The 24,544-nt window shown below is 62.2% G+C and carries 14 protein-coding genes; all 14 read right to left on the bottom strand.

Annotated features, from left to right (window positions below; all coding sequences use genetic code 11):
• Positions 1–8: 8 nt before the first annotated feature.
• On the bottom strand, positions 9–3,572 hold the full coding sequence (locus K1567_RS28015; RefSeq protein ID WP_405046001.1) for a DUF637 domain-containing protein: 3,564 nt from the start codon (positions 3,570–3,572) through the stop codon (positions 9–11).
• 1,183 nt (positions 3,573–4,755) lie between these two features.
• Positions 4,756–8,178, bottom strand: coding sequence for a filamentous hemagglutinin N-terminal domain-containing protein (locus tag K1567_RS28020; RefSeq protein ID WP_259445001.1), 3,423 nt, complete (start codon positions 8,176–8,178; stop codon positions 4,756–4,758).
• A gap of 31 nt (positions 8,179–8,209) precedes the next feature.
• Positions 8,210–9,931: a ShlB/FhaC/HecB family hemolysin secretion/activation protein gene (locus K1567_RS15260; protein ID WP_034111254.1), complete on the bottom strand. Its 1,722-nt coding sequence runs from the start codon at positions 9,929–9,931 to the stop codon at positions 8,210–8,212.
• Between the two features lie 396 nt (positions 9,932–10,327).
• The gene (gene pgaD / locus K1567_RS15265) at positions 10,328–10,810 is read right to left on the bottom strand and encodes a poly-beta-1,6-N-acetyl-D-glucosamine biosynthesis protein PgaD (protein ID WP_034095273.1); all 483 of its coding nucleotides are present in this window, start codon (positions 10,808–10,810) and stop codon (positions 10,328–10,330) included.
• A gap of 2 nt (positions 10,811–10,812) precedes the next feature.
• Entirely contained in the window at positions 10,813–12,153 is a 1,341-nt protein-coding gene (pgaC, locus tag K1567_RS15270) for a poly-beta-1,6-N-acetyl-D-glucosamine synthase (protein ID WP_169903694.1), read from the bottom strand.
• Positions 12,154–12,155: 2 nt separating this feature from the next.
• Positions 12,156–14,153 (bottom strand): poly-beta-1,6-N-acetyl-D-glucosamine N-deacetylase PgaB, encoded by a 1,998-nt coding sequence (gene pgaB / locus K1567_RS15275; RefSeq protein ID WP_034136406.1) that lies wholly within the window; start codon positions 14,151–14,153, stop codon positions 12,156–12,158.
• A gap of 12 nt (positions 14,154–14,165) precedes the next feature.
• The gene (gene pgaA / locus K1567_RS15280; RefSeq protein WP_220698621.1) at positions 14,166–16,646 is read right to left on the bottom strand and encodes a poly-beta-1,6 N-acetyl-D-glucosamine export porin PgaA; all 2,481 of its coding nucleotides are present in this window, start codon (positions 16,644–16,646) and stop codon (positions 14,166–14,168) included.
• A gap of 242 nt (positions 16,647–16,888) precedes the next feature.
• On the bottom strand, positions 16,889–18,385 hold the full coding sequence (locus tag K1567_RS15285; RefSeq protein ID WP_220698622.1) for a YdgA family protein: 1,497 nt from the start codon (positions 18,383–18,385) through the stop codon (positions 16,889–16,891).
• Between the two features lie 147 nt (positions 18,386–18,532).
• Positions 18,533–19,165 (bottom strand): hypothetical protein, encoded by a 633-nt coding sequence (locus tag K1567_RS15290; RefSeq protein WP_034095268.1) that lies wholly within the window; start codon positions 19,163–19,165, stop codon positions 18,533–18,535.
• Positions 19,166–19,257: 92 nt separating this feature from the next.
• Positions 19,258–20,700: an efflux transporter outer membrane subunit gene (locus K1567_RS15295; protein WP_220698623.1), complete on the bottom strand. Its 1,443-nt coding sequence runs from the start codon at positions 20,698–20,700 to the stop codon at positions 19,258–19,260.
• A complete protein-coding gene (locus tag K1567_RS15300; protein WP_034095266.1) occupies positions 20,697–21,587 on the bottom strand; it encodes an HlyD family secretion protein in 891 nt (296 codons plus the stop codon). Before K1567_RS15300 ends, K1567_RS15295 begins: the two co-directional genes overlap by 4 nt.
• Entirely contained in the window at positions 21,584–21,793 is a 210-nt protein-coding gene (locus K1567_RS15305) for a DUF1656 domain-containing protein (protein WP_010214247.1), read from the bottom strand. The genes K1567_RS15300 and K1567_RS15305 overlap by 4 nt, the downstream gene beginning before the upstream one ends.
• Positions 21,790–23,868: an FUSC family protein gene (locus K1567_RS15310; RefSeq protein WP_034111244.1), complete on the bottom strand. Its 2,079-nt coding sequence runs from the start codon at positions 23,866–23,868 to the stop codon at positions 21,790–21,792. Before K1567_RS15310 ends, K1567_RS15305 begins: the two co-directional genes overlap by 4 nt.
• Entirely contained in the window at positions 23,865–24,275 is a 411-nt protein-coding gene (locus K1567_RS15315) for a MarR family winged helix-turn-helix transcriptional regulator (protein ID WP_034095264.1), read from the bottom strand. Before K1567_RS15315 ends, K1567_RS15310 begins: the two co-directional genes overlap by 4 nt.
• Between the last annotated feature and the right edge of the window lie 269 nt (positions 24,276–24,544).

The following is a 24,544-nucleotide window of genomic DNA, read 5'->3' on the forward strand; positions in this document are numbered from 1 at the left end:
GCTGATACCTACTTATCTAAAATCCAAGGCCCGACAACTTTTCCGTCGGCACTTACTTCTCGATAATACTGCTTATCGACGAAACCCCGATCGTTATATTCTATTTTGTGCTCATGAGGCACCGCCCGACCGTCCGTAGCGTAACCTAAGCTGCCATGACTCCGTTGCTGACCATAATCTTCTCTAGAAAACGTCCGCCCCAAGTCATCATAGTAAGTCACACTTTTGCTACCGTCTGCACGGGAAATTTCATAAATCGAATTCGGATTTGCCGTTTTAGGCGCCTTGCCTGACGGAGCCACTATATGTTCTGTAACTATCTTATTTGTTGCCGGATTCACTATCGGACTTGGGTAGTTTGAGTCTTCAACCTTAACCTTCGGCGTATCAGCGTGATTACCGTTAGTCGGCCCAAACTCTCCATCTACACGCGACTGAGGAGTATCCCATCTCGGTTTTCCAGTTTCGGCCATGGCCTCATGGCCTGGATTAATTGTTGGTTTAACACCTGCCGCCCCTACGCTTCCAGCACCACCGCCGGGAAGCATGCCAGGAACTACGTTGATTCCGAACGGGTTGAATCCTGTTTGATCGAGGTAAAGGGAACCTTCCTTCATCCATGTAGGATCACCATTTACCCATAAATTAGCGATTTGATTAAGGTGCAGCTGGCCTGCCTTAGTCCATTCCTGTTCATTGACAGTTCGATAGCTAGCCACCAAGTCATTACTTGATCCGCCAGGGTTAAGTGTCTCAGTTCTTTCTACCGATGCAACGATCGCTTTAGAACCCTCATCAAGCTCGGCGCGAATTTGCGCGCAGTTGTGCGTCGCTTCGCAATTATCCAATCGGGCCAGGTTCGCAGCACTACGAGCATCGAACTCTTTTTTGACTTGGTCACAGGTTCCATTTGGGTGGCAATCTTTTTCTGCCGCCTCTAACTCAATTACATCCGAATGGTTCAGGAAATTGTACTGTGTCGCGTTGCTCGCAACCCAAGCCCCTGTCTGCAAGCTCTCACCGTCAGCATCACTGTCCACCGACGCCGCAAGCACACCAATCAACTGCGAGCTCATCACCAGCAAACCTTTTCTCTTATCCTCCGGCATGCTGGCGTATTGTTTAGCGAGGCTATCCACCAATGCCTCGTTCACACCTGCTGCCAACGCACCAGTACGGAAATCGCCGCCAGCGGCTTCAGCTGCCAGCCCGCCCATCAACGCATGCAGCCCAATCTTGGTGATACCGCCGTCGGCGAACCGATTCTTGGAGACGTCACCAATCATGTTGAAGCCATAAGCAGCAAATGCATTGGCGAGGCTGCTTTGCAATGCATCCCCTAGACTGGCCTCTCCTCCCAGCGCTTTAGTCAGGATGGCCGACGTGCCGTTTTGCAGAACCTGATTCGCAGTGAATTGACCAACACCTTGCCAGGTACTCAATGGGCTAGCAGATGTCACCACACCCGAGTTAGGCAGCGCAGTAGTAGTGCCTGTCTGAGTGCTGGTCCAGTCGTCGTAGAACCCTGCGGTTAACCCCGCAGTAACGCCCGATACAACATAGCCTCGCATCGCGTCGCTGGAAGTTACGTCCTTAAACACTGCGCCCAAATTGCCACGGTTATTGATCGTACTGATCGCACCATTACTGGCCATGCCGGCAAGCACAACGCTGCCCGCAGCGTTGGCCCAGCCTGCGGCAGATGTGGCTGTGGCAGCAGCCGTCGCCCCAGCCATCGAGGTACCCGTCCCAGCGGCGGCGATTGCGCCGCTGGCAGCCCCCATCGTGAAGTAGGTAACAATGATCGCTATGACAATTTGCGCGCCGGCGCCCAGGCCAGAATTACTGTATTTGAAGCTGTCGTGCAGCTCTTTGACCTCGCGCCAGTCAACATCGCCACGCTGCTCCATTTGCTTGATCCAGGCGAGGCTTGGGTCCGCCTGGACCATCGCGTCGATGGTCTGGCTTACCGTGTTCTGGTTAACCTGCCTTATATCAATCTTCAAGCCGTCCACGGCCTTGATTGCCAGCTCGCCCTGCGCCACCAACTCACTCTGACGCAACGTCTCGTCGGTATTACCCTTGCCCTTGGCGCTGGTCCAAGCCAAGTCACCCTTGCTTTTCTCGTGACTCTCCTGGTGCAGGTCTTTGACTGCCTCGAACGTCACCGCACCGCCACTGGTGATGGCCATGTCGTTACCACTCTCAAGCTTGGCCCGCTGATACAACTGATCACCGCCACTGACCAGCGACAGATCACCACCAGTCTTGATCTCAGTCCCCACATTCGTAACGCGGGTCACCTCATCGCGCTTGGTCTTCTTCGCGCCCCAGCCACCCTTCTCCTTCATGTCGTAAAGGCTGTAGGTGCTGTTCTGCGCCGCCAACAAACTCAACTTATCCCCGCTATACAGATAAGCCTCATTCCCCGCGCTGATCCTGCTCGCCACGATCGTGGTGTCACGCCCGGCCTGGCTGACAAAATCCCCACCCGCCGTCAGTACGCTGGCCACTTGGGTGGTCTGCTCGTCTGCGGTCTTGATGCGTTTCTTGCCGTGCTTTTCCTTGCCATCGACGTTGTGCATGTCGCTGACGGAGGCGATGTTGAGGTCACGGCCGGCGGCGATGGTGAGGTCTTTGCCGGCGGTGGCGGTGCTGCCGATGATGTTGACGTCTTGCCCGGCTTGCATGTTGATGCTGCCGCCCGCCGTGACGCTGGCGGCGAGGTTTTTGACGTCGGTGGTGATGCTGGATTTCTCGCCGCCGTCGCGGATCTCGTGCTTGACGCTGGTGTCGCTGGCGGCGATGAGGTTGAGGTCGCGGCTGGCGGTGAGGTTGGCGTCGTTGCCGGCGGTGAGGGCGCCTCGGTTGATGAGGTCGCGACCAGCGTCCATGGCCAGGTTTTCGCGGGCGACGATGGTGCCGCCGCTGCCGTCGGTGAGGGTGCGCATGCCGGCGCCGTCACGCACCTGGATGGCGGTGGTTTCGTTGGTGATGTCGCCTTTGAGCGCCGTGAGGCTGACTTGCTTGCCGCGAATCTCACCGGCCATGGCGTTGCGGATGCTGTCTTGGGCCAGCAACGCCAGGTTGTTGCCGGCTTCGATCAGGCCGCCGTTGTAGAGGCTGCCACCAGCCGCAGCGGAGAGGTTGTTGCTGGCGCGCAGGGTGCCGACGTTGATCAGGTCACCGCCGGTGACCAGGTTGAGGTCGCGGCCCTGGATCAGGCTGTTGCCGCGTACGTTGCGCGACTCGGCCTGGGCCAGGTAGAGCACGGGCACGAGGACGGTCTGGCCGTCGACCACGCGGTTTTCCATCCACACGATGTCGTGGGTCAGGGCGCCGACTTGCTGGCGGGTGAGGGTGACACCCAGGCTCAGGCGCAGCGCGTCTTTGCTGGCCAGGGCGTTGTCCATCAGGTAGCGGAACTGGTCGGCGTCGCTGTACAGGCCGCCGGCGAGGAAGCGTTGGCCGGTTTGGGCGAGCACGGCGTCGCGGATCAGGCGGGTTTCGTATTGGCCATCGCCGAGGCGGCGCCAGGCGTTGTCGGAGCTGAAGCCGAGTTTGCCGAGCATGTAGTCGGAGCTGAAGAAGCCCGTGAGGGAGGCGAACTCGGGGTTGGTCTCGATCAGGTAATGGCTGGTCGGGTCAGGATTTTTAACGAACAGGCCGTACTCGCCCTTGGGCAGTTGGAAGTTAGGCGAGGTGGTCGGGTCGACCGGGGCGAAGGCGGTGCCGGTGTAGTCCACGGGCACGAAGCCGCCGCCGGGGGCCGCGCCTGCTACGGGCAGGATGCTGCCGGCGGCCTTGGCGCTCGGGTCGTTGGCGTGTTTGCTCAGGTTGATGTTGATGCCACCGACGGGGATGCCGGTCTGGTCGTCGCCGAGGGTGCCGGTCAACTGGGCCAGGGTGTTGTTGTGCAGCGTGCCGTTTTGCAGGGTGCGGGCGACGTTGAGGTTGACCGTGCCGCCGGCTTGCAGGGTGGCGTCGTAGCCGGGGCCACTGTTGTTGGTCCAGGTGGTGACGTCGCTTATGTGCTCGAAAGGATAGCTATTGGGTGAGCGGTTTTTCAGCTCTTCAAAGCGCGCCTTATCGAAATGCCCAGCCGCCGTGGCCGCATTGAAAGCGGGAACGTCGACCCATTGCATGCGTTCAAATAAATCGTCGGAGACACGTCCTGGCGTGGTGACGACAATCTTGCGCTGCCCTGTGCGCGTGGCGGCACCCTGGTTAAGCAGGTCACCGGCGGCAATACTCAGGTCGCCATTGGCAGCCATCAGGCTGTAGCGATTCTGCACATTGTCGCCTTGCAGCAGCATGTTTTTGCCAGCTACCAGGCGCGCCGCTGCCGAATCCTTGGTCGCCGCCTCAAGGTGGGTCTCGTAGATGGTGATGATGCCTTTTTCCCACCAATCTTTTTCGCCGCAGTGCTGGCCACAGATCCAACTCAAGCTGCCGGTGGTCAGCGTCTGCCCGAGTTCGAATTCATCTTTGGCGTTTTCGATAAAGCCCGCATTGATACCGATCGAGCCTTCGCTTTCCACGGTGCCGGAACGGTTACTGAACAGCGCGGCACGGCCGCCATCGCGCGCGGCGAAGCTCAAGTCGCCTTTGCTGTAGACATCGCCATGAAGGTTGCTGAAACCATTGGCGCGCAGAGTCAGGTTGCCACCGCTGAACAGCAGCGAATCGGCCGCGTTGGTGATGCCATTGACCGCAGTGAGATTTACCGCACCCTGGGCGCCGAGGGTGCCGCGGTTATTGATCTGCGCCGCGGCGATATCCAGTTGCTGACGCGCAGTGAGGAAACCGAGGTTGTCCAGGGTGCCGCCCAGTGTCAGGCGGGTATTGTTTGGCCGCCAGGCGGCCGCCGTTCTGGCTGAGGTTGTTCGCCGCCACGGTGAGTGTCTGCAGGGCCGACACGCGACCGTTGTTGCTCATGTCGCCAGTGGTGACGCTCAGGTCACCGTCGCTGAGCAGTTCGCCGCCGTTGTCCAGGCTTGCCACATTGAGGACCAGGCCCTTACCGCTGGCCATGCGGTCGCCGGCCTTGAGGGCCAGGCCTTGAGCACTTTTGTAGGTAAGCACTTCGTTGAGTTGCAGGCGACCGAGCCCGTCGACTTTGCCGAACGCCCAGTCGGCGGTGCCCATGCCGTTGATAGTGCCCTGGCTGCCGTTGAGGCTGGCGGTGTTGATGCGAAACAGGCCGCTGCCGGCGTGCTGCAACAGGCCGGCCTGGTTATTCAGGCTGGTGGCGTCGAGGCTGAAGGCCGTGCTGCCGAATTCGAGGGTGCCGCCCTCGTTGTTCACCGCGCCGCTGAGGTTGAGGCTACTGCTGGCACCGCCAAGCGCGCGCAGTTGGCCGTTGGCGCTGTTGTCCAGGTTGCCACCGTTGAGGCTCAGCCCCTGGTTGGCTTCGATCAGGCCGCCCTGGTTGGTGAGGGTGTCGCGTGAGGTCAGGTTGAGCAGGTTGCCGCTGACCTGGCCGCCCTCGCTGTTGTCGAGGGTGGCGCCGCTGACGGTCAGCTGTTCTTTACCGAACAGTTTGCCGCCACGGTTGGCCAGCGCTTCGACGGTCAGTTGCAGGTTGCCGACCAGGCTCGCCATCAGGCCGCCGCTGCCGTTGTCGACCTTGTCGGCGGTGACGGTCAGGCTGTCACCTTGCACCGTGCCGCCCTGGTTATCCAGGCTGGTAGTGTGCAACTCGGTGAGGGCGCCGCCGCTGAGGATCAGGCCCTTGCGGTTGCTCACATCCTGGCCGCTGAAGCTCAAGCCCCCGGCGCCGGCCAGCAGTTGGCCATCGTCGTTGTTATTCAGGTGCTGGGCGGTGATGTCCAGGCGCTTGCCACGCAGGGTGCCGCCGCTGTTGTCGAGGGTGGTGAGTTGCTTGACCAACACACTGCGCTCGCCCGCGTCGATCTGGCCGCCGACGTTAGTCAACAGGTCGCTGACGTTGAGCACCACGTCGCCGCCATCGCTGACCAACGCGCCTTTGTTGCTGTTGGTAAAGCGCTGCGCCGTCACATCGACGGTTTGGCCGAGCAGGATGCCGGCACTGTTGTCGAAACGCTCGCCGCGCAGTTGCAGCAGGCCTTCGCTCTGGATGCGGCCCTGGGCGTTGAGCAATTGGCCCGGGCCTTTGAGCAGCAGGCTTACGCCCTGGGCGCCACCGGCGAGCAAGCCGGCGCTGCGGTTGTCGAGGCCGGAGGCGCGTACGTCGAGTTGGTCACCCAATACGCGTCCGGCGCGGTTATCGATATCCCCACCGGCGACGTCGAGCAGCAATTGTTTGCCGACGATGACGCCGCTCTGGTTATCCAGGTTCGCGGCGTGCAGTTCGATATTGCCCTGCCCGGCCTGCACACGGCCCTGGGCGTTATTGAGCTGTTGTGCGGCGGTGAGGGTCAGCTTGCCGGTGTCGGCGCTCAATACGCCGCCGGCATTGCTGCCGAGGGTGCCGGCGTTGACGGTCAGGTCGGTGCTGGCCTGGGCGAAACCCTGGGTGTTGTTGAAGCCGTTGCTGACGGTGAGGTTGAGCGCGCCGCCGTCGGCCTGGATCAGGCCCTTGAGGCTGTTGTCGAGCTCGGTGGCATTGACGGTGGCGGTCTTGGCCACCAGCACGCCGTTCTGGTTATTGAGCTTGCCGGCGTTGACCGTCAGCTCGTTAGCGATGATTTGCCCGCCGCTGTTGTTCAGGTCGGCACTGGCGAGTACCAGGCTGCCGCCGGCCATCTCGATACGGCCCTGGTTGTTCAGGGAAGCGCTGTTGAGCATGGCGGCCTGGCCGTCACCAAAGCGAATCAGGCCGCCGAGGTTGACGATGGCCGGCGAGTTGATCGCCAGGCTCTGTTCGCCGAACAGGCGCGCGGTGGCGCCCTGGTTGGTCAGTTTGGCGCTGCTGACGTCGACGGTCTTGGCCTGGATGATCGCGCCCTGGTTGGTCAGCTCTTGCGCGGCGCTGATCGCCAGGGCGCGGCTGGCCAGCAGGTTGCCGGAGGTGGTGACGGTTTGCGCGTTGACCACCAGATCGCCGGTGGTGTTGCGGCTGTTGTCGGAGGCGACGCCGGCTTCGACGATGCCGGGGTTGGTGACGGTCGCGGCGTTGAGTTCAATGCGCTGGCCGGCCGCCACGCTCTTCTGGTTGACCAGGGCCTGGGCGCTGGTGATCTGCACGTTGCCGGTGGCGTAGACCTTATCGGTAAGGTCAACGTTCTGCGCGGTGACCTTGATGTTGCCGGCGGTGGCCGCCTGGGCCATGCTCAAACGCCCATTGGCATCCAGCTGAATATCCCCACCACTGGCCGCCAGTGTGCCGTCGAGCTTTACGCCCACACCCGCCTCGGTGCCCACCAGCTTGATCGCGCCGGCGTACATGCCGCCCAACGCGCTGGAATCGATCGCCAGCTCGGGCTTGGCGCTGCCGTCGTCGGCGCGCGGTGTGGTTTTCAGGCTTTGGGCGTCCACATCGTTGCGCCCGGCGATTACGTTCAGTTCGCGTGCGTTGATCTGCGCGTTGATCTTGGCCGAGCGGGTGATGATGTCGAAGCGGTCGACATTGCTGGCGTTCAAGCCTTCGCCGTCGATGGTCACGGCGCCGCCGTCGACCTGGTAGCTTTTCAGTTGGCCGTTCGCGTCAAGTACCGGTTTGCCGGTGGTGAGGGTGACGTTCGGCGTGTTGATAAAGCCGCAGCCGCTGCAGGTGACGCCGTACGGGTTGGCGACGATGACTTTGGCCGACTGCCCCGCCACTTCGGTGTACCCGCGCAGTTGGCTGGGGTTGCTGCCGGTGACTTCGTTGAGGATGACGCTGGCCGCGCCGCCCTTGAGGTTGGGGTTGCCGACGATGTAGCCGCCCAACTGGGTGTTGGTCACCGCGCCGCTGGCATTGTTGAGGATCACGCCGTTGGGGCCAACGTTGTAATCCTTGAACTGGTTATGGGACAAGCCGGCGCCGTTGGGCGTGGCGATGTTCACCACGGGCACGCCATTGCCCGCCGCGCCAACAGTGGTGCCCGGCGCGCTGACCACGATGCCTTCAGCCTGGGCCAGCAGCGGCTGCCAGAACAGCGCGTTGGCCAGGATCAACGCCAGCCCGCGCTTGGGCAGGCCGAAGAACGCGTCACGCGGCTTCAAAGCGGCGGAAGGTTGGCGGGCCAGGAAGGCAAATTGGCGAACATCCATTGTCAGATTCTCATTGCGGCGGGGCGTTGAATTACAGGAAGAAGTCCATACGGAAGTAGATCGGCGCTTCGCGCTCGCTCACTACGGCCGGTCTTTCCAAAGAATGGGCAAAGGTCACGCTGGTGCTGACGTGCTTGCCCCGGGCGAACAGCTCCAGGGAGTTGCTGGACACGCGACCATGCACGTCGCCGTTGTAGCGGTCGTTGCTGATCACGCCCTGGTCGTAGCCGACGCTGGCGCCGTACTCGGCAAAGGCCGGGCGCATCCAATCCAGGGTCACCGGGCGCGCCCAACGCACCTCGTTGCGCCAGTAGCCGCCGCTGTCGCCGGTCAGTTGCTGATCCTTGAAACCGCGTACCGAGGCCGAGCCGCCCAGGCTCACGCGTTGCGGGCTGAACAGAATGTCTTCGCTGCGCTGACCGGTGGCCAGGCTGGAAAAACTCAACGACTCGCCCCACAGCGTGAACGGCTGCAGATAGCTGACGGTGGCGGTGTATTTGCGGTAGCGCGAATTGGCCTGGCGGTTGCCGAACTGATCGCGTTCTTCTTCAGACTGGGCATCGAGCAGGCCGATGCCGTTCTGCATGCCCAGGTCGAGGTTGACGAACGCAGTGCCGATGCGCCGACCGTGGTTGATGCCGAACTGGAGTTCGCTGAGGCGGTTGCTGCTCGCCTCGGTGCGCGTATCGAGGATGTAGTTGTTGGTACGCAGATGGGCCAGGCCGACGTTCACCGAGGTCTTGCTCACGTCGTCGCGGTGGATCACCCGCTCGGCGCGCAGTTGATGGTTCTGGTTGTCGCCGTCCTGCTTGAATTTGAAGTCGTTGGTGTGGCCGTAGGTGCGGTAGTCGCTTTCGCTGTAGGTGTAGCTGAAGTTCCACCAGCCCCACGGCACGTTGTAATACAGCATGCTGTTTTTCGAGGTTTTCTGGTGGTCGCTGACCGCATCGTGGCCGCCGCGCAGCATCAGTTGGTCGCCCAGACCCAGCGGGCTGTCCCATTCCAGGCCGGCGCCCCATTGCTGTTCGCCGGTGCTTTTCTGGCCGTCGTTGTTACGCGACAGGCTGGCGCGCCAGGGCTTTTGCGGGGTGTTCTTGACCACCACATCACTGCCGCCGATCTGCTGGCCTGGGGTCAGTTCCATCTGCGCCTGCTTGGAGGGCAAGCGATTGAGTTGATCCACCAGTTGCTCGATTTCGCGCAGGTTCAGCGCCTCGCCGACCTTGCCGGGAAAGGCCATGGCCAGTTCGCGGTTGGTGACGCTGCTGCCTTCGGCGCTTTTCAGCGCTTCGAGTTTGCCTTCGACCACCAGCACTTGCAGGTGGCCGCTGGACAGGTCTTGCTGCGGCAAGTAGGCACGGCTGGTGACGCGGCCTTTGGCAATGTAATAGTCGGTGATGACCTTGAGCAGTTCGTTGAGCTGCGACACGCCCAGGCACTGGCCCAAATAGGGTTTGAGCAGGCGCGTGCGGTCGGCGGCGGACAGGCTGTCGGCGCCCTTGAGTTCGATGTCTTGGATCGGGAAGCAGCGAGTGTCTGCCGGCGTCGTCGGAGCGGCGGGCTTGGTCTGTTTGCCGGGCAGGTCCTGGAGTTCCTGCAGGCGTCGGCTCTGCTCTTCGAGCAAGCGATTCTGCCGGTCGCGGATCAGGTCCTGGTCCCCGGGGGTGGGGGCGGCGGTGGCGCTGTTCATGCTCAAGCAAACGAGCAGGAAAGTGCATAGAAAGTACCGAGTCCGTGGTAATAGCAGAGACATGTTCGATCCATCGAAAATCAAGGGGGCGCAAACTAACATCGAACTTGCGCTAGCCCAAGCTAATGAGCTAGTTGTATAACCGCACCTATTTAGTTTGCAAGCCCTTGATTAATAACAATAAAAACCAATCAAAAAGAGCATGCGCAGATTAACGGAACAATTATTCCGACCAGTGGCTGCACTTTTTGAATATGAGTCGACAACAACTAATTAGATGCCATTATTTAGCCATCAAGTTATTGCCGAGATAGGTTAGTACCGAGAAAGACGGAAAAGTTCGCGGGCGTTTTGTGAATTGGATCCCATTTGTCGGTATTCCAATGCAACGCCGCTAGAGCAGGACCCGCCAGCGTTGGCGTGGTGAGCCCGCTCACCACACCGTCAAGACTGCACGGTTTATCTGACGCTTTGATCTTTTTCCTGCCCGGGGACCAGGGTCAATGCCGGGCGTTCCACGTCGCGGGAGACATGGGACCTCACCTCTTCGACACCGCCCTCTTCGTCGTTGTGGATAACCAGTACGCCAGGGCGGCGCAGTTGCTCCAGGTCGCCGGCACCCAATTTGAAGCTCTCACTGAGGTGCTGGTCGCTCAAGGCGTTGGCTTGTGCGCGGCGTTGGGCGAACTTGCGGCCCTTGCGTTGCTGATAGCGCGCCCAGCACACCAGGATTACCGCGTTGAACAACGCGATCCACAGGTAGATCTGCAAGGTGTTGAGCGCTGCGAAAATCGGCGCTTCGATACGCGGGCCACCGTGGGTGTCGAGCATCGAGGTGATACCGCGTGCCAGCAGCCAGATCAATCCGGCCCAAGCCATCAGGGTCAACAGCACATCGATAATCCACATCACCAGGCTTTGGCGAGTTCTGACCAGGTGCATGATCACGCCTCCTCACTGACAGGTTTGATACCACGGTCCGGGCTGACCCAGCGCGCGCGTTTCTGATGTTGGTTGAACAACACCTTGGGGAAACTGACCAGCGTGGTAAACAGGCTGACCAACCAGAACACCATCGGGTACCACACGGTCCAGAACAGGGTTTTCCACAGGTCTTTCTCGTAACGGCGGTCGATGATGATGCTCACCGCGAACTGCACCAGGCAGACCATCGCCAGGACCAACCCGGTAAAAGCCGGCGGCATCAGAGCGTCGACGGCGATTGCCTGTGGCAGCGCAATAAACTTGCCCACGCCCCAAAAGATCACCGACAGCAGGAAGGTGAACGCCCAGCCGGTGGACAGGCAGTACTCGAACAGCAGCGGCCACAGATAGCGGTGACGCCACTGCCAGATGCCGCGGATATTCTTGAACAGCACTTCGGCGCCGCCCTGGGCCCAGCGCAGGCGCTGCTTCCACAGGCCGCCGACGGTTTCGGGCATCAGGATCCAGCACAGCGCGCGCGGCTCGTAGAAGATGGCCCAGTGATCCAACTGCAGCTTCCAACTCACGTCGATGTCTTCGGTGATCATGTCGGTGCTCCAGTAGTCGATGCGGTCCAGCGCCTTCTTACGGAACGCTACCACCACCCCCGACACCGTGAAGATCCGCCCGAACACGCGCTGGGTGCGCTTGATCAAACCGATGATCGACGAGAACTCACCCACCTGGACGCGACCGATCAGGGTCGACCGCGTGCGAATTCGTGGGTTGCCGGTGACGGCGCCCAGGCGTGGGTTGTCCAGCATTGGCGCCACCAGATAAGCCGCCGCGTTTTTGTCGAGCAACGCGTCGCCGTCGATGCACACCAGGTATTCGCTGCGTGACGCCACGGCCCCCATGCGCAGGGCAACGGCCTTGCCCTGGTTCTGCGCCAGGTGCAACACGCGCAAGCGTGGGTGTTCCAGCGCCAGGGCATCGAGCACCGCCGCGGTGTTGTCTTTGGAGCCGTCGTTGACCGCGATCACTTCAATGTTCGGGTACAACTGGCCGAGCGCCGCATGGATGGTATCGGCGGCGTTATCCCCTTCGTTGTAGCAAGGGATGATGATCGAGATCAGCGGGTTGCCGGCCAGGGTCGGCGCCGGGGTGTCTTCCTCCCAAGGCCAGTGGCGCTCCCAGTGCAGCCAGAAGTACAGGCCGCCGGCAATCCACAGCGCCGACATAAACAGCGGGTAGAAGAACACGAAGTCCATCAGGAACTGCCCGGTGACCAGAAAGATCAGGCCCAGGGGCACGCCCAACACCAGCGCCAGTACGAATAAAGCCAGGATTCTGTCGAACATGGTCAAGGGTTCCATTGGTTGGAAAGGGCCGGACGCACGGTGTTCAGGTCCGGGGAGTTTTCCAGGAAGTTGTCCGGGTAGTAACCAAAACTCGTGACCCCCTGGCGTTTAAGCACACCCATCCATTCAGCCATTTGCGCACCGTTGATATCGGTGGCCTCTTTGGTGCGCCAGTCCTTGGCTTGCAACTCGAACACCGTGCGCTCCAGGGCACCGGGGCGCTTCTTGACGGTGGCGACCAGTTTCTCCAGCCAGGCGTTGGAAGTGTTCACCTGCTGACCTTCCATCAGGGGCATGGCCATCGGCGCGGTCCAGTCGTAAGCCTGGAGGAAATCATCCAGATTCTGCGCGAACCAGGCTTCGCTCGGCGGGTTGAGCATCGGCTCGGCGAAGATATTGCGCGCGGTCAGCACCTGTGGCCCGCGGATGGCGCGCACCTTGGCGGTCAGCTCATGGGTGAAGTCGATCAGGTAGCGGCTCTTGAAACGCGTCCAGCGTTGCATCACCGCCGGGTCGGCGCGCAGGGCCGCAATGCTGTCGGGCAAACCGTTGGCTGCGTAGGTTTTCAATGCGGCGGGGCTGGCGTCTTCGAAATCGTTGAACACCGCATCGTCGTGATAAAGGATGCCGTCGATCGGCCCTACCCGCGCCAAGTCTTCGTAGATTTCGCCGATGGCCTTGCGCACGGCGGGATCGAACGGTGACAGGCGTTGGTACTGGTCGGGATCGAGGCCGATCTTGCCGGTCTTGGGATCCCAACGGGTCACGCGCGGCAGCTTGGCGTCGAGGGCAAAACTGAGCACAGGCATCCAGGCATAGACGCTGGCATGGGCACGGGTATGCAACTGCCAGGCGACGCGGTTGAACAGGTCGGCACGCATCGGCAAGTGACGGTTAGGGAAGTACAGCGAGTGCACCAGGCCATCACCCTTGGGGTCGGCAAAGGCTTGCAGGAACACCGTGCCGGCGCCCATGTCCACCACGCGCTGTACCAGTTGGTCGAGGTTGCGCGCCTGCTGGGCGGGGTCCGGGTCGTAGACGTTGTCCAGGTCCACATGCAGCACGCGCAGCGGCGCCTTGGCCTGCACGGCCACGATGCTATTAGCGAAGTGCTCGCCGTCCGGATCGGAGGCCACCAGGAAGCGCGGGCTGTTCATCAGGTCGCCGAGGTTGTCGAGGCCGTCTTCAAGGGTCAGGGCCATCTGGTAACCCTGCTCGCCCACCACCGCCAGCGACGTGCCGTCGGCCGCGCCATACGGCCAGACCCACACCCGTGGTGCCTTGCCGGTGACGCTGCGAATTTTGTTGGAGATCGCCGCCACGTCGGCACGCATGCGCGCCTGGAACTGCGCTTCGGTTTCGTAGCGATTGGTCGCCGGATCATAGCGGCGGGTGGTTGCGGCCGGCTCCAGGTTGCCCTGGGGGTTGGCCAGGATGCCTTTGTGGTTGGCATCGGTGTGGGCGGCGATTTCTACCAGGCCCGATTGCGACACCTCGCGAATCTGCTCCCAGGTGAGGAACTCACCCCGAGGGCGCGGCATGCCAGCGAAGTCCACCGGCTTGTTCAGCGGCGTATCGATCCAGTAGCCCACCGGTGCCAGCAACGCCGGCCAGCGGTAGGCGCGCAGAATCGGCATTACCCGGGTATAGAAGCTCGAATAGCCGTCGTCGAAACTCAGCATGATTGCCTTGGGCGGCAACGCCGGGCCGCCACGGCGGGCGGCGAGAATCTGATCGACGCTGACCGCCTGGTAACCGTTCTCGCGCAGCCAGGCCAATTGTTCGATCAGCCGCTCGGTACGCACCGCCACCACGGCCTGATCGGGGTCGCGGTCGGACACGTCGTGGTAGGCGATCCCCAGGAAATGGTTCTTCGGCCACGCCGCTTCGTTGGCTGGGGTCGGCCGCTCGGCGGGTGGAGTGAAGGGCGCGGGTTGCTGGGCGCAGGCGCTGGCCAGCAATACACCCAGGAGCAACAAGCAACGGCTGAGAACAGTCATGGTCAGGCTCTTTTAGAAACGGTAAGTGAGGTCGACGAGCAGGCGCAGATCGCGTTCGCGATCACCGTCGTAAGGTCGGCTGATCAGGCTCAGGTTGGCGCCGACTTCCAGTACATCGTTCCAGCGATAGCGTTGGCCATAGCCGATCAGGCCGACGCCGCCGGTGGAATAATCACGCTGGCTGTACGTACCCGCACCGACTTGGAACTGCTGACTCCACTGGGTCTCGTAGCGGTGGTAGAGCACATGGTTGACGTTGACGGTGGGCAACACGCTGAAGTCCGACTTCGGGTTGAAATACACCGTGTCTTCCTTGCTGTTGCGGCTGGTGGCGACTTCCAGGCCCAGGTCCACTTGCACCTTCGGCGAGCTGTAGAGGCCCTCGCGGCCGGCGAGCAGGGCTTCGACGCGGTCGTTGCCGTCACTGAAGTGGGATGGGCTGACGGACAGTTTCCACTCGCGGCTTTCATTGGCGCGCCAGCGGATAAACCCGCTGCCGCCATTGGCGGTGATGTCGGCATTCAACGCGCGCAACGGCGTGGTGGCGGCGAGGTAGTCGAGGCTGCCGCCGTATTGCCAGTGATCGTTGAGGTCATAGGCAAACGCTACGCGGGCGCCCTGTTTGGAACCAAAGCCGTAGGAGTGGTTGGACACCTCGGCTTCCAGGGTCAGGTCACGGGTGCGCCGCTCCACGCCGACGCGCTGCCAACGGTGGTGGCCGGTGCCTTCTTCAAAGTCGGCGGTGGCGTAACCAGCACCGGCGAACAGGCGCCAGTCTTCGTCGATGGGCGGGGTGTAGATCACACTCTCGATGCCCCAGTCACGGCTGCCGGCCACTGCGCCGGCATCGCTGTTGTTGCCGCCGCCGTAGCTTTTGCCGGTGTAGGCTTCAACGCGCAATTCGGCCATGTCGTGCACATTGCGCAAGCGGTTGAGGCGCTGCACTTGGCGACTGTCGGGGTTGCGCGCGACCACGTCGTCGGTGAGCACGTCGAGCTGGCGCCACTCCTGCAGGTCCATGGCGGTGTAAGCCTGGGACACTTCCAGGCCGATGTCGCGCGGGGCCTGGGCTTCGGTTTCTTTCAGAATGCCTTCGGCACGGCGCGGCAGGTCGCGGGCGCGGTACATGTCGGCCTGGGCCAGGCGCAAGCCGACATTGCCTGGGGCCTTGGCCACCAATGCTTCCAGGCTGGCTTCGCTGCCCGGCAGGTCGCCGCCGTAGACGCCGGACTGAGCGGCCAGTTGCTGGGCGTCCATCCATGAATCGTTGGGGTTGCCAATCGGCAGGCCCTTGAGTTCGACCCGAGGTTTTTGGCTGTTGGCGAGGCTGCCAGCGACTTCGCGGGCTTGTTCGCCCTGATCGCTCTCTTGCAGGGCATAAAACAAGGCGGTGGTGTCTTCGACGCGATCATCGGGTTCGGCATCGGCGGCGCTCAGGGCCTGACGGTACAGCGGCTCGGCCTTTTCCGGCTGGCGTTGGTCCAGGTAGGACGCCGCCACCCAGCGTACGGCGTAGGTGGGCAATTGCACGCCTTCGCGGGTCAAGGTTTCGTATTCGCGCACCACATCCGCCGTGCGCGCCCGAGCCTTGAGAGCGCCCAGGCGGTCGATGCGCCAGCGCACCACGTCATCGTGGGCGCTGGCGTCGGGGGTCCAGCGTGCGAGCAGGTTGTCGTACGCCTGCAGCGCACGGTCGGCGATCACGTAGCGCTCTTGTTCACTGCGGGTGGCGAACTCGGCCATGCGCACACGCTCGGCGGCCAGATCGCCTTCCAGGCGGCGTTGGGTAACCGCATCCAGCAGGCCCGGACGCTGGGCCGACAGACGCAGCGCGGCCTCCGGCAAGCGGGCCTTTTGTAGAGCGATGATGTATTCGCGGGCAACTTCCGGCTTATCGCCGGCACGCATAAACGCCTGATCGAATTCGAACAGCGCGTCGTAATTCAAGCCGGCACGGGTCAGCGCATAACCCAGGGCCATGCGGCGGTTGGGGTCTTCAGGCTTGGCGGCCACCAATGCACGGGTACTCTGCACCGCTTCGTTAGCCTTGCCGCCATCGGCCTGGGTAAGGGCCAGGCCCAGTTGCAGGTCGATGTTGTTCGGTTCGCGCAGCAACGCCTGACGGTACACCGCCTCGGCCTGGGCCCACTGTTTCTGATTACGATAGATGCGCGCCACCGTGGCCAGCGCTTGGGTGCTGAGGTTGCGATGCTTGCCCTGGGCCTCGTAGACCTGCAGCACTTCGGCGTCCTGGCCGGCCCAACCGGCAATCACCAAGTGATCGCTGACCTGGCCAGGCGTCTGGCGCTCGGCGGACAACTGGCGCAATTGCGTAAGGGCGGGGGTGAAATTGCCGTTGCGCGCCTGGATGATCAGCGCGTCATAGGCCGGATCGGCCACGGCAAAAGCAGGCATCAGCAATTGGCTGCACAAGGCGACCCCGATAAGCAGTCGCAACCGGCCTGATGCACTGAGTGGTGGGTTTGGCAACATATCGTGAGCTTCCTTACAGGGAAAGCTGTAACGATAGGTGGTCCTGAGCGCTTCGCTTCAGGGTGCCGACGTCTCATGACCCGGCCTAGCTTTCCTGTGGTCACTATCGCCGAGGGCGGTGGGTAAAAGCGCAAATCAGAACAATTGTTCAGAATTGGATGAGGAAGGCGGATTTACACGCGGCCCGCGAAGCAGTGCCGCTTGTGGCAAGGGAGCAAGCGCCCTTGCCACACGTGAGGCGATTATTGCGCGCCGCTGACCGCGCCGACTTTGGACATCACAAAGCCGATGAACTGCTCGACGGTCATCTTCTGGCCGTTGAAGGTCACTTCATTGTTGGCGTAGTGCAGTTTGGACACCACATCGCTGCCCACCAGGGTCGCCAGTTGGGTACCCACGGCCATACCGCTGACCATCTCGGCGGCCATCTGCGCTTGCTGCTCGATGGCTTTCGGGTCGGTCAGGCCGCCGGCCTGGGCTTGCAGGGCGGACACATCGGCGATCATTGGCTTGGACAGAGTCAGGTTGGCGTCCAGCAGCGACACCATCTGCTTGCCCAGTTCAACCGGCGGCAATTCCATCGACGCCGGTTTGGCCAGGTCCACCACCAGGCTGAACTTGCTTTCGCCATGGGTGGTTTTCAGCGACAGGTTTTCCAGCGCCAGTTGCGGCTTGGCGGCCAACAGTTGGTTGACGTTGGCTTCGGCCAGGGTCTGCTCGGCTTCGGTCAATTGCAGCTCAGGCACGGGCTCGCCAGCGGCGGCCGCGGCTTGCACCGGCTGCATCTTGTCTTGATAGAGCTTGGTCAGCACCAGCATGGCCGGGACGTCGACGTTTTTCATACTCAGCGCCATGGCGGCCGAGCCGACGGGTTTACCCTTGTAGCCGATCTCGTCGATTTTGTAGTCGACGCGGCCGGCCAGGTTGTTGTCCTTGGTTTCGCTGGAGTCTTTCTGCTCAAAGCCTTTGAGCGAGATCACGTCTTTCTGCACGCCGACGGTGAACTTGGCGTCCGTCAGCTCTACGGTGTTCTGCCCGGTGTAGAAACCGAAGGTGGACTTGGCCAGGTTGCTGGCCAAGGTCAGGCCGGCCAGTTCGGCTTCGAACGGCGCGCCCTGGGCGTCTACGGCGGCGACCTTGAGGCTGTTCATAAAACCGTCGGCTTTGACTTTCTGGCCTTCGGCGGTGCCATCGAAATTCAGGTTGGCGCCGGAGAAGCTCACCGAGGACTTATCGTCCTTGAACTCCAGAGGCAGCAGTTCGACATTGCCGTTGACCGCGCGGGTATAGCCGATATTGGCCACGCCCTTGAGCGGCGATGCGTCTTTGGCGGCAGCGAACCACTTCTCGGTGGTGGCGTTCTTTTCCAGCTCGTAGTGACTGGTGGCCATGACCGGCAGCCATTTAAGCGTGACCAGACGCGAGAACGGCAACGGGCCGTGTTCGATATGGTCGACGAACAGCAGCTCCGGGTTCGGGTTTTCTTCGCCGAACACCGGACCCTGCGCCTTCAAGCGGTAGTGCGCGGTGCTGCTGAACACGCCGCGCTCCAGGGACACCAGTTCCAGGGCGACGCTGCCGTCGACGCCGGCCATGGAGGTTTGCAGTTCCTTGTTGGCGTTTTGGATCGCGGTCTGCAACACCGGCTCCAACTGCTTACCGGTGTACCAGGCGCCGCCTGCACTGACGACGCCGACGGCGACAACAAAACCCAAAAGAACGACTGCTGGCTTATTCATGAAGTGACCTGATCAAATCCTGTGAGAAGTGGGCTGTCTTCCTTGAACCCTGCAAGGGTTGGCTCAAGCCCGCCGAAAACGGGGGGAAGATTAGCACTGGCGGCCTTAAACGGCGCAACCTTTCAGAGGCATCAGATCGCTACTGGTTCACGAATACTCCAATTCGATTTCATCGAGCTGGTGATCGAAGCTCTTCAAGCGCGCCGTCCAGGTGTACACCAGCACCTCGAATTCGCGGTGGATCACGGCGTTGCCAGGGGTGTCGGTCTTGGGGTCGCAGAAGTCCAGCTGGTAGCGCTCGCGGGCCATCTGCGTGGCGACGTCGGACAATTCCCGCGCGTTATTGAGCCAATGCCGACCTTCGGCGACCTGCTTGTCGAGCACCACGCACTGCTTTTTCAGGGTTTCGAGGCTTTTTTCCAACGGCGTGCCCGTCAGGTCGCCCATCACTTCCTGGAAGGTGCGCCCCGGCTGCCAGTAGCTGCCCCAGAAATAGCGGTCGAATACGGTTTCGACGCGGCGCAGTGCGACCTTAGTGTCCCAGATGGCCACGCGGGTCTTGCCTTGTTCGAGGAGTTTTTTCTTGATGCGTTGATTCTGGTAGGACGCCCAGGCCACCACGCCGATGGACAAAGTGCCGATCACCAGGCAGGCGCTGTCGAGAAACACCATGGCCTTGTCGAGTTGGTGGGAAAGCATGACGCCATAGAAATACGCGGCCGATAACAGCACCAGTGCGAAGAGCACGCACCAGAAAGCGGGAGCATAAGGGTTTTTCATTATTGGAATCCCCATGAGCAAACGCGAGCAGTGTCAGGCGTGCGCCTGGCTCGAAAGCCACGGCGCCCGCCTGTCAAAGCATAGCTATTCGCTCAGGGTTTGCTGGACGCCGACGCTTGCGTTCGTCCGCTTTCCCAGCCGCCGCCCAGGGCCAGGAACAGGTCGATCTGGCTCATGGCGACCTGAGTGTTGGCCGCCGCCAGTTGGGCACGCATTTCGGTGTAAGTGCGCGTGGCCTGAAGGTCGGCCAGGAACGAGGCGCGACCGGCCTGGAAGAAGCGGTGGGTCTGGTCCGCTGCCTGCTGCGCCGATTGCTCGGCCTCGGCCAATGCGTCGCGGCGCTGCAGCACGGCGGTGTACTGGGCCAGGCCGGTCTGGGTTTCGCGGATCGCGTTGAGCACCACCCCATCGAAATGCGCCAAGGCCCCCTGGGTGGCGGCTTCGGCTTCATGGATACGCGCCCGGGCGCCGTTGGTCGGCACGGTCCAACTGATCATCGGGCCAAAGCCCCAGCGGTTGGTCGCCGGTTGGCCGAGGTTATCGAGCAGGCCCACGGTGCCGACGCTGGCGCCGATGGCGATGTCCGGGTACAGGGCGCCGGTAGCCACGCCGATGCGCGCGGTGGCGGCGGCCAGTTGGCGTTCGGCCTGGCGCACGTCGGGGCGGCGCTTGAGCAACGTGGCACCGTCGCCCACCGGCAGCAATTGGGCGATGTGCGGCAACTCGGCGCAATCACCGATGCCCGCCGGCAATTGCTCCAGGGGTTTGGCCAGCAGCATCGACAAGCGATAGAGCCCCGCCTGACGCGCCGCCTGGTAGCGCGGCATCTCGGCGCGCAGGGATTTGTATTGGGTTTGCGAGCGCGTCACCTGGGTTTCATCGCCCCGGCCGGCATCGCGTAGGCGCTGGGTCAGCGTGGTGCTTTGCGCTTGCAGTTCCAGGGAACGGTTGGCAATCGCCAGTTCTTCATTCGCCGCACAGATTTGCGTGTAGGAGCGCACCACATCGGCCACCAGGGTGATGCGCGCGATGTCGGCGGCGGCCTGGGTGGCGTCGGCGCTGGCCTGGGCGCTTTCGATGCCGCGTTGCAGGGTGCCGAACAGGTCGAATTGATACGACGTGGTGATGCCCACGCTGCCGATGTTACCCACCGGGACTTTTTCCGACAGCAGGAAGGCTTCGCCGGATTCCTGCAAGCGTTGGGCCTCGGCCTTGGCGCCGGCACTCCAACCGCCGGCGGATTCGGCCTGCTGCACTTGATAGCGCGCGCGTTGCAGGTTGGCCGCAGCCACCCGCAGGTCGGTGTTGGAGGCCATGGCCTGGCGCACCAGTTCATCCAGACGCGGGTCGTTGTAGAGCTTCCACCAATCCGTCGGCACCGGCGCCGACACCACGTTCTTGCCATCGGACGGCAGTTGCCCTTGCAGATCGCCACGCTTGATCGCGGCGGTATCCGGCACCTGGTAATCCGGGCCGACCATCTGACAGGCCGACAGCAAAGAACCCAGGGCAACAATGGCTAACAACTGCTTCATGGCCGGGCTCCGGCCTTGGTTGAGTCGTCAATGATCGACACCGTGGCGGTACGTCCGGCGATCATGCGAAAGTCCGCCGGCACCTCATCAAAAGCAATGCGCACCGGGATGCGCTGGGCCAGGCGCACCCAGCTAAACGCCGGGTTGACGTTGGGCAACAGGTTGGAGCCGCTGCTGCGGTCGCGGTCTTCGATGCCGGCGACGATGCTCTGCACATGCCCATGCAAACGGGCGTTGTCACCGATCACGCGGATGTCCACACCCATGCCGACGTGGATGCCGTCGAGTTTGGTCTCTTCGAAATAACCGTCGATGTGGAACGAGTTGCTGTCCACCACCGACAGCACCGGGCGCCCAGCGGTGACGAACTCCTGAGTGCGCGGCGCGCGGTCGTTGACGTAGCCGTCCACGGGGCTGCGGATTACCGAGCGGTCGAGGTTGAGCTGCGCCGAGTCCACCGTCACCTGGGCTTCGGCCAGGGCCGATTGGGCGCGGGCCACGCGAGACTGGCTTTCTTCCAATTGCTCGCTGGGCACCAGGTTGCCCAGGCCACGGTTGCGCTTATATTCGCGCTGGGCCTGGGCCAGGGTTTCCTGGCGGTCGGCCACGGCGGCCTGGGCCTGACGCAGGGCCAGCTTGAAGCGGTCCTGGTCGACGGCAAACAGCACCTGGCCTTTGCTCACCAGTTGGTTGTCGTGCACGTCCACGCGTTGGATCAGCCCGGACACGTCCGGGGCGATCTGCACGATGTCGGCACGGATATGGCCGTCACGGGTCCACGGCGCAAACATGTAGTACATGACCATGCGCCACACCACCACGACCGCAAAACTCACGATCAGCAGCGTCAGGACCACACGGCCAATAGTCAAAAACGGTTTTTTCATGTCATCAGGTATCGACTGAGTGAGTCCACCGCGCCCAGCAACAGCGCGTAGAGCCCCACATTGAACAATGCCCGGTGCCAGACCAGGCGATAGAAGTGGAGACGGGTCAACAACCCATGCACCACCAGAAACAGCACGTACGTAATGCCCATCAGCACCAGCAGCGTGGGCAGGAACACCCCGCTGATATCCAGATCACCGATCATAAAGGCGCTCCATCGGGTAGCGGCGCTTCCATCTCCGTACCGCCAATAAATTCCACGCCGGGCAACAACGCCAGACGCAGGCCGGCCAGCGCATGCAGCAAATGCAGGCGGGTGTCGTCTTCGCCTTGCAGGCCCTGGCCATTAAGGGCGCGGCGCGTGCGGTCGAGGGTCATCAGCAGACCGCTGGGCGCGGGCAAGCGTTCACCCGCTTTCAGGCACGCCTTGAAGTAACCGCCCACACCCTCCACCACTTGGTTGAGCAGCACACGCGGCACGCCGAGGATGCGCGGCGAGTAGGCCAGCAGGTCCAACAGGTTGAGCGCCACGCGCAAATCGCGCAGGGCAATGCCGGTGTCCTGATTGGTCAGGGCCAGACGCGGCAGGTGCTGCATCAAACGGTCGAGCATCTGCACGGCCAGGTGCCGGTGCTCGGCCAGGGTCGCCGGCTCGGTCAGGCCGACGATGTCGTGCCAACTGAAGCGCGTCAGGCGCTTGGCCGCCAGTTCGGCGCCGAACGGGCGCGCGATCAGCGTCCACACAAACGCGAACAGCAGGCCAACCGGCCCGGCCAGGTTGACGTTGGCGAAGTTGAGGAAGTCGGCGTCGTAGGCGCCCTGGATGCTGATGAACGACGAGGTGTTAACCAGCGTCAGCAGCATGCCCAGGTAGAAGCGCGGCTGCACGGTCAGCGTGCCAATGCAGATAAACGGCACCGCGAACGCCAGCACCAGCATCGGAAAGTCGTGCAGGTTGGGCAGCACCAAAAACAGATAGAGGCTGGCAAACAGCACCGACATCGCCGTCCAGAAAAAGAACCGGTAGATCTGCGGCGCGGGGTCGTCCATCGAGGCGAAGAAACTGCACGCGACGGCGGCCAGGATCACCGCGCTGCCGCCGTCGGTCCAGCCCAGCAGAATCCACAGCACCGAGGCGACGATAATCGCGGTGACGGTGGAAAACGCCGAGTAGAACATCAGGCCACGGTCGAGGAACGGCGTGAGACGGCCCAAGCGCCAGTGGCGATAGACGGCGCGCCAGGTGTCCTGGCTCTCGCAGTGGATGGCGGCTTGCAGGCTGCGGCAGTCCTGCCACAGGTCGACCCATTCGCCGAGACGGTACAGCGCGTTGGAAAACAGCAAGGTGTGGCGATCATCCAGCGCGTCGCCCTTGGGCTGTTGGGCTTCGATCAGGTTACGCAGGGCGCGCCAACTGTCCAGGGACGGATTGTCGGCACTGCTTTGCAGCCACTGGGCGGTGGCGTCCAGCAGCGGCTTGAGGCGTTCGAGAAACTGCGGCGCGCGCTGTTCGACGGCGTACAGCGCGTCATCCAGCTCCTCCACCACCGGCAGCAGGTGGATCATGCGCCCGCGCAGCTCCTTGGTATTGCGCACCGTCTGTGGACGCGCGCCTTCGTGAGGCAACTGGCCGATCATCAATTCCAGGGTGTTGAAAGTGGCGACCATGCCGCCGCGCAAGGTGCTGATTTCGTCAGGCTGCACCGTGCGCGTGAGGAACCGCTGGCTGTAGACCTGCGCATCGGCAAACCACTTGGCCACCGAACCGTCGAACACCGGCGCCAGGCGTCGTGGCCAGAACATCGCGCCGACCACGGCGGCCACCACAATGCCGAGGAAGATTTCTTCGGTACGCGCCTCGGCCACGTCCCACACGGCCAGTGGGTTATCCACTACCGGCAGGGCAATCAACGGCAAGGTGTAGCCGGCCAGCATCAGCGCGTAGTTGTTGGCCGTGCGCAGGTGCATGGACAGAAACAGCAAGGTGCCCGTCCACAGCGCGATCACCACCACCAGGATGTACGGCGATTGCACGAACATCGGCACAAAAAACACCGCCGCCGCCGCCCCCATCAAGGTGCCGATGGCGCGGTACAGCGCTTTGGAACTGGTGGGGCCGACAAACGGGCTGGAAACGATATACACCGTGGCCATTGCCCAATACGGACGGGGCATCTGCATCAGCATAGCGATATACAGGGCGATCATCGACGCCGCGAAGGTGCGTACGCCGTAGAACCAGTCGCGGGCGGGCGGGAAACCGGTGAAGAATCCGTTCAAAGCGTCGCCGCCTCAAAGGCACGCAACACCCGCAGGGCCGCCTCCATATCGGCGGGCGCGATATCCGCCAACACGTCTTTGCGCAGGCGCACCAGTTGCGCCTCTACCGCTTGCACCAGTTCGCGACCACGTTCGGTGAGGCTCAAGGCCTTGGCGCGGCGGTCGTGGACGTCTTCGGTGCGGCACACATAGCCGCCGCTGCACAGCTGGTCGAGCAGGCGCACCAGGGACGGGCTTTCCATCCCCGACGCATGGGCGACCTTGACCTGATGCACACCGTCGCCCAAACGGCCGATCATCAACAACGGCACGGCGCAGGCTTCGGAAATACCGTAGCTCACCAGCGTGCTCTGGCAGATTTTGCGCCAATGACGGGCGCCCACCACCATGCTGCTGCTGAGGTTCATCTGGAGTTGTTCGAGGGATTGAGGCACTGGATAGTTCGCATACAGTTAGTTTGCTAACTATCAATATGGCGAAGGGATCGAATTGCGTCAAGTTTTGAAACAATTTAGCGATGGATGGAGGGTGAGTGCATGACACAGGTGGCAGGGTGCTTACCCCCGATAGCAGTGGGTCAGGCAAACAAGCTGTTACTGGCACACCGTAATCGGGGGCAAGCCCCCTCCCACATTTGGATCGGTGTCAGCTTCAGGATTGTTGTGCGGCCTCGCCA

Origin of the sequence: Pseudomonas sp. S5F11 (assembly GCF_019641515.1) — a bacterium.
Lineage (GTDB): Bacteria > Pseudomonadota > Gammaproteobacteria > Pseudomonadales > Pseudomonadaceae > Aquipseudomonas > Aquipseudomonas rhodesiae.

Coding starts and splice junctions, on each gene's coding strand:
- pgaC (WP_169903694.1), bottom strand. CDS start 12,153: ATGTTCGACAGAATCCTGGCTTTATTCGTACTGGCGCTGGTGTTGGGC.
- K1567_RS15295 (WP_220698623.1), bottom strand. CDS start 20,700: ATGAAGCAGTTGTTAGCCATTGTTGCCCTGGGTTCTTTGCTGTCGGCC.
- K1567_RS28020 (WP_259445001.1), bottom strand. CDS start 8,178: ATGGATGTTCGCCAATTTGCCTTCCTGGCCCGCCAACCTTCCGCCGCT.
- K1567_RS28015 (WP_405046001.1), bottom strand. CDS start 3,572: ATGCTCGGCAAACTCGGCTTCAGCTCCGACAACGCCTGGCGCCGCCTC.
- K1567_RS15305 (WP_010214247.1), bottom strand. CDS start 21,793: ATGATCGGTGATCTGGATATCAGCGGGGTGTTCCTGCCCACGCTGCTG.
- pgaA (WP_220698621.1), bottom strand. CDS start 16,646: ATGTTGCCAAACCCACCACTCAGTGCATCAGGCCGGTTGCGACTGCTT.
- K1567_RS15260 (WP_034111254.1), bottom strand. CDS start 9,931: ATGTCTCTGCTATTACCACGGACTCGGTACTTTCTATGCACTTTCCTG.
- K1567_RS15315 (WP_034095264.1), bottom strand. CDS start 24,275: ATGAACCTCAGCAGCAGCATGGTGGTGGGCGCCCGTCATTGGCGCAAA.
- pgaB (WP_034136406.1), bottom strand. CDS start 14,153: ATGACTGTTCTCAGCCGTTGCTTGTTGCTCCTGGGTGTATTGCTGGCC.
- pgaD (WP_034095273.1), bottom strand. CDS start 10,810: ATGCACCTGGTCAGAACTCGCCAAAGCCTGGTGATGTGGATTATCGAT.
- K1567_RS15285 (WP_220698622.1), bottom strand. CDS start 18,385: ATGAATAAGCCAGCAGTCGTTCTTTTGGGTTTTGTTGTCGCCGTCGGC.
- K1567_RS15300 (WP_034095266.1), bottom strand. CDS start 21,587: ATGAAAAAACCGTTTTTGACTATTGGCCGTGTGGTCCTGACGCTGCTG.
- K1567_RS15290 (WP_034095268.1), bottom strand. CDS start 19,165: ATGAAAAACCCTTATGCTCCCGCTTTCTGGTGCGTGCTCTTCGCACTG.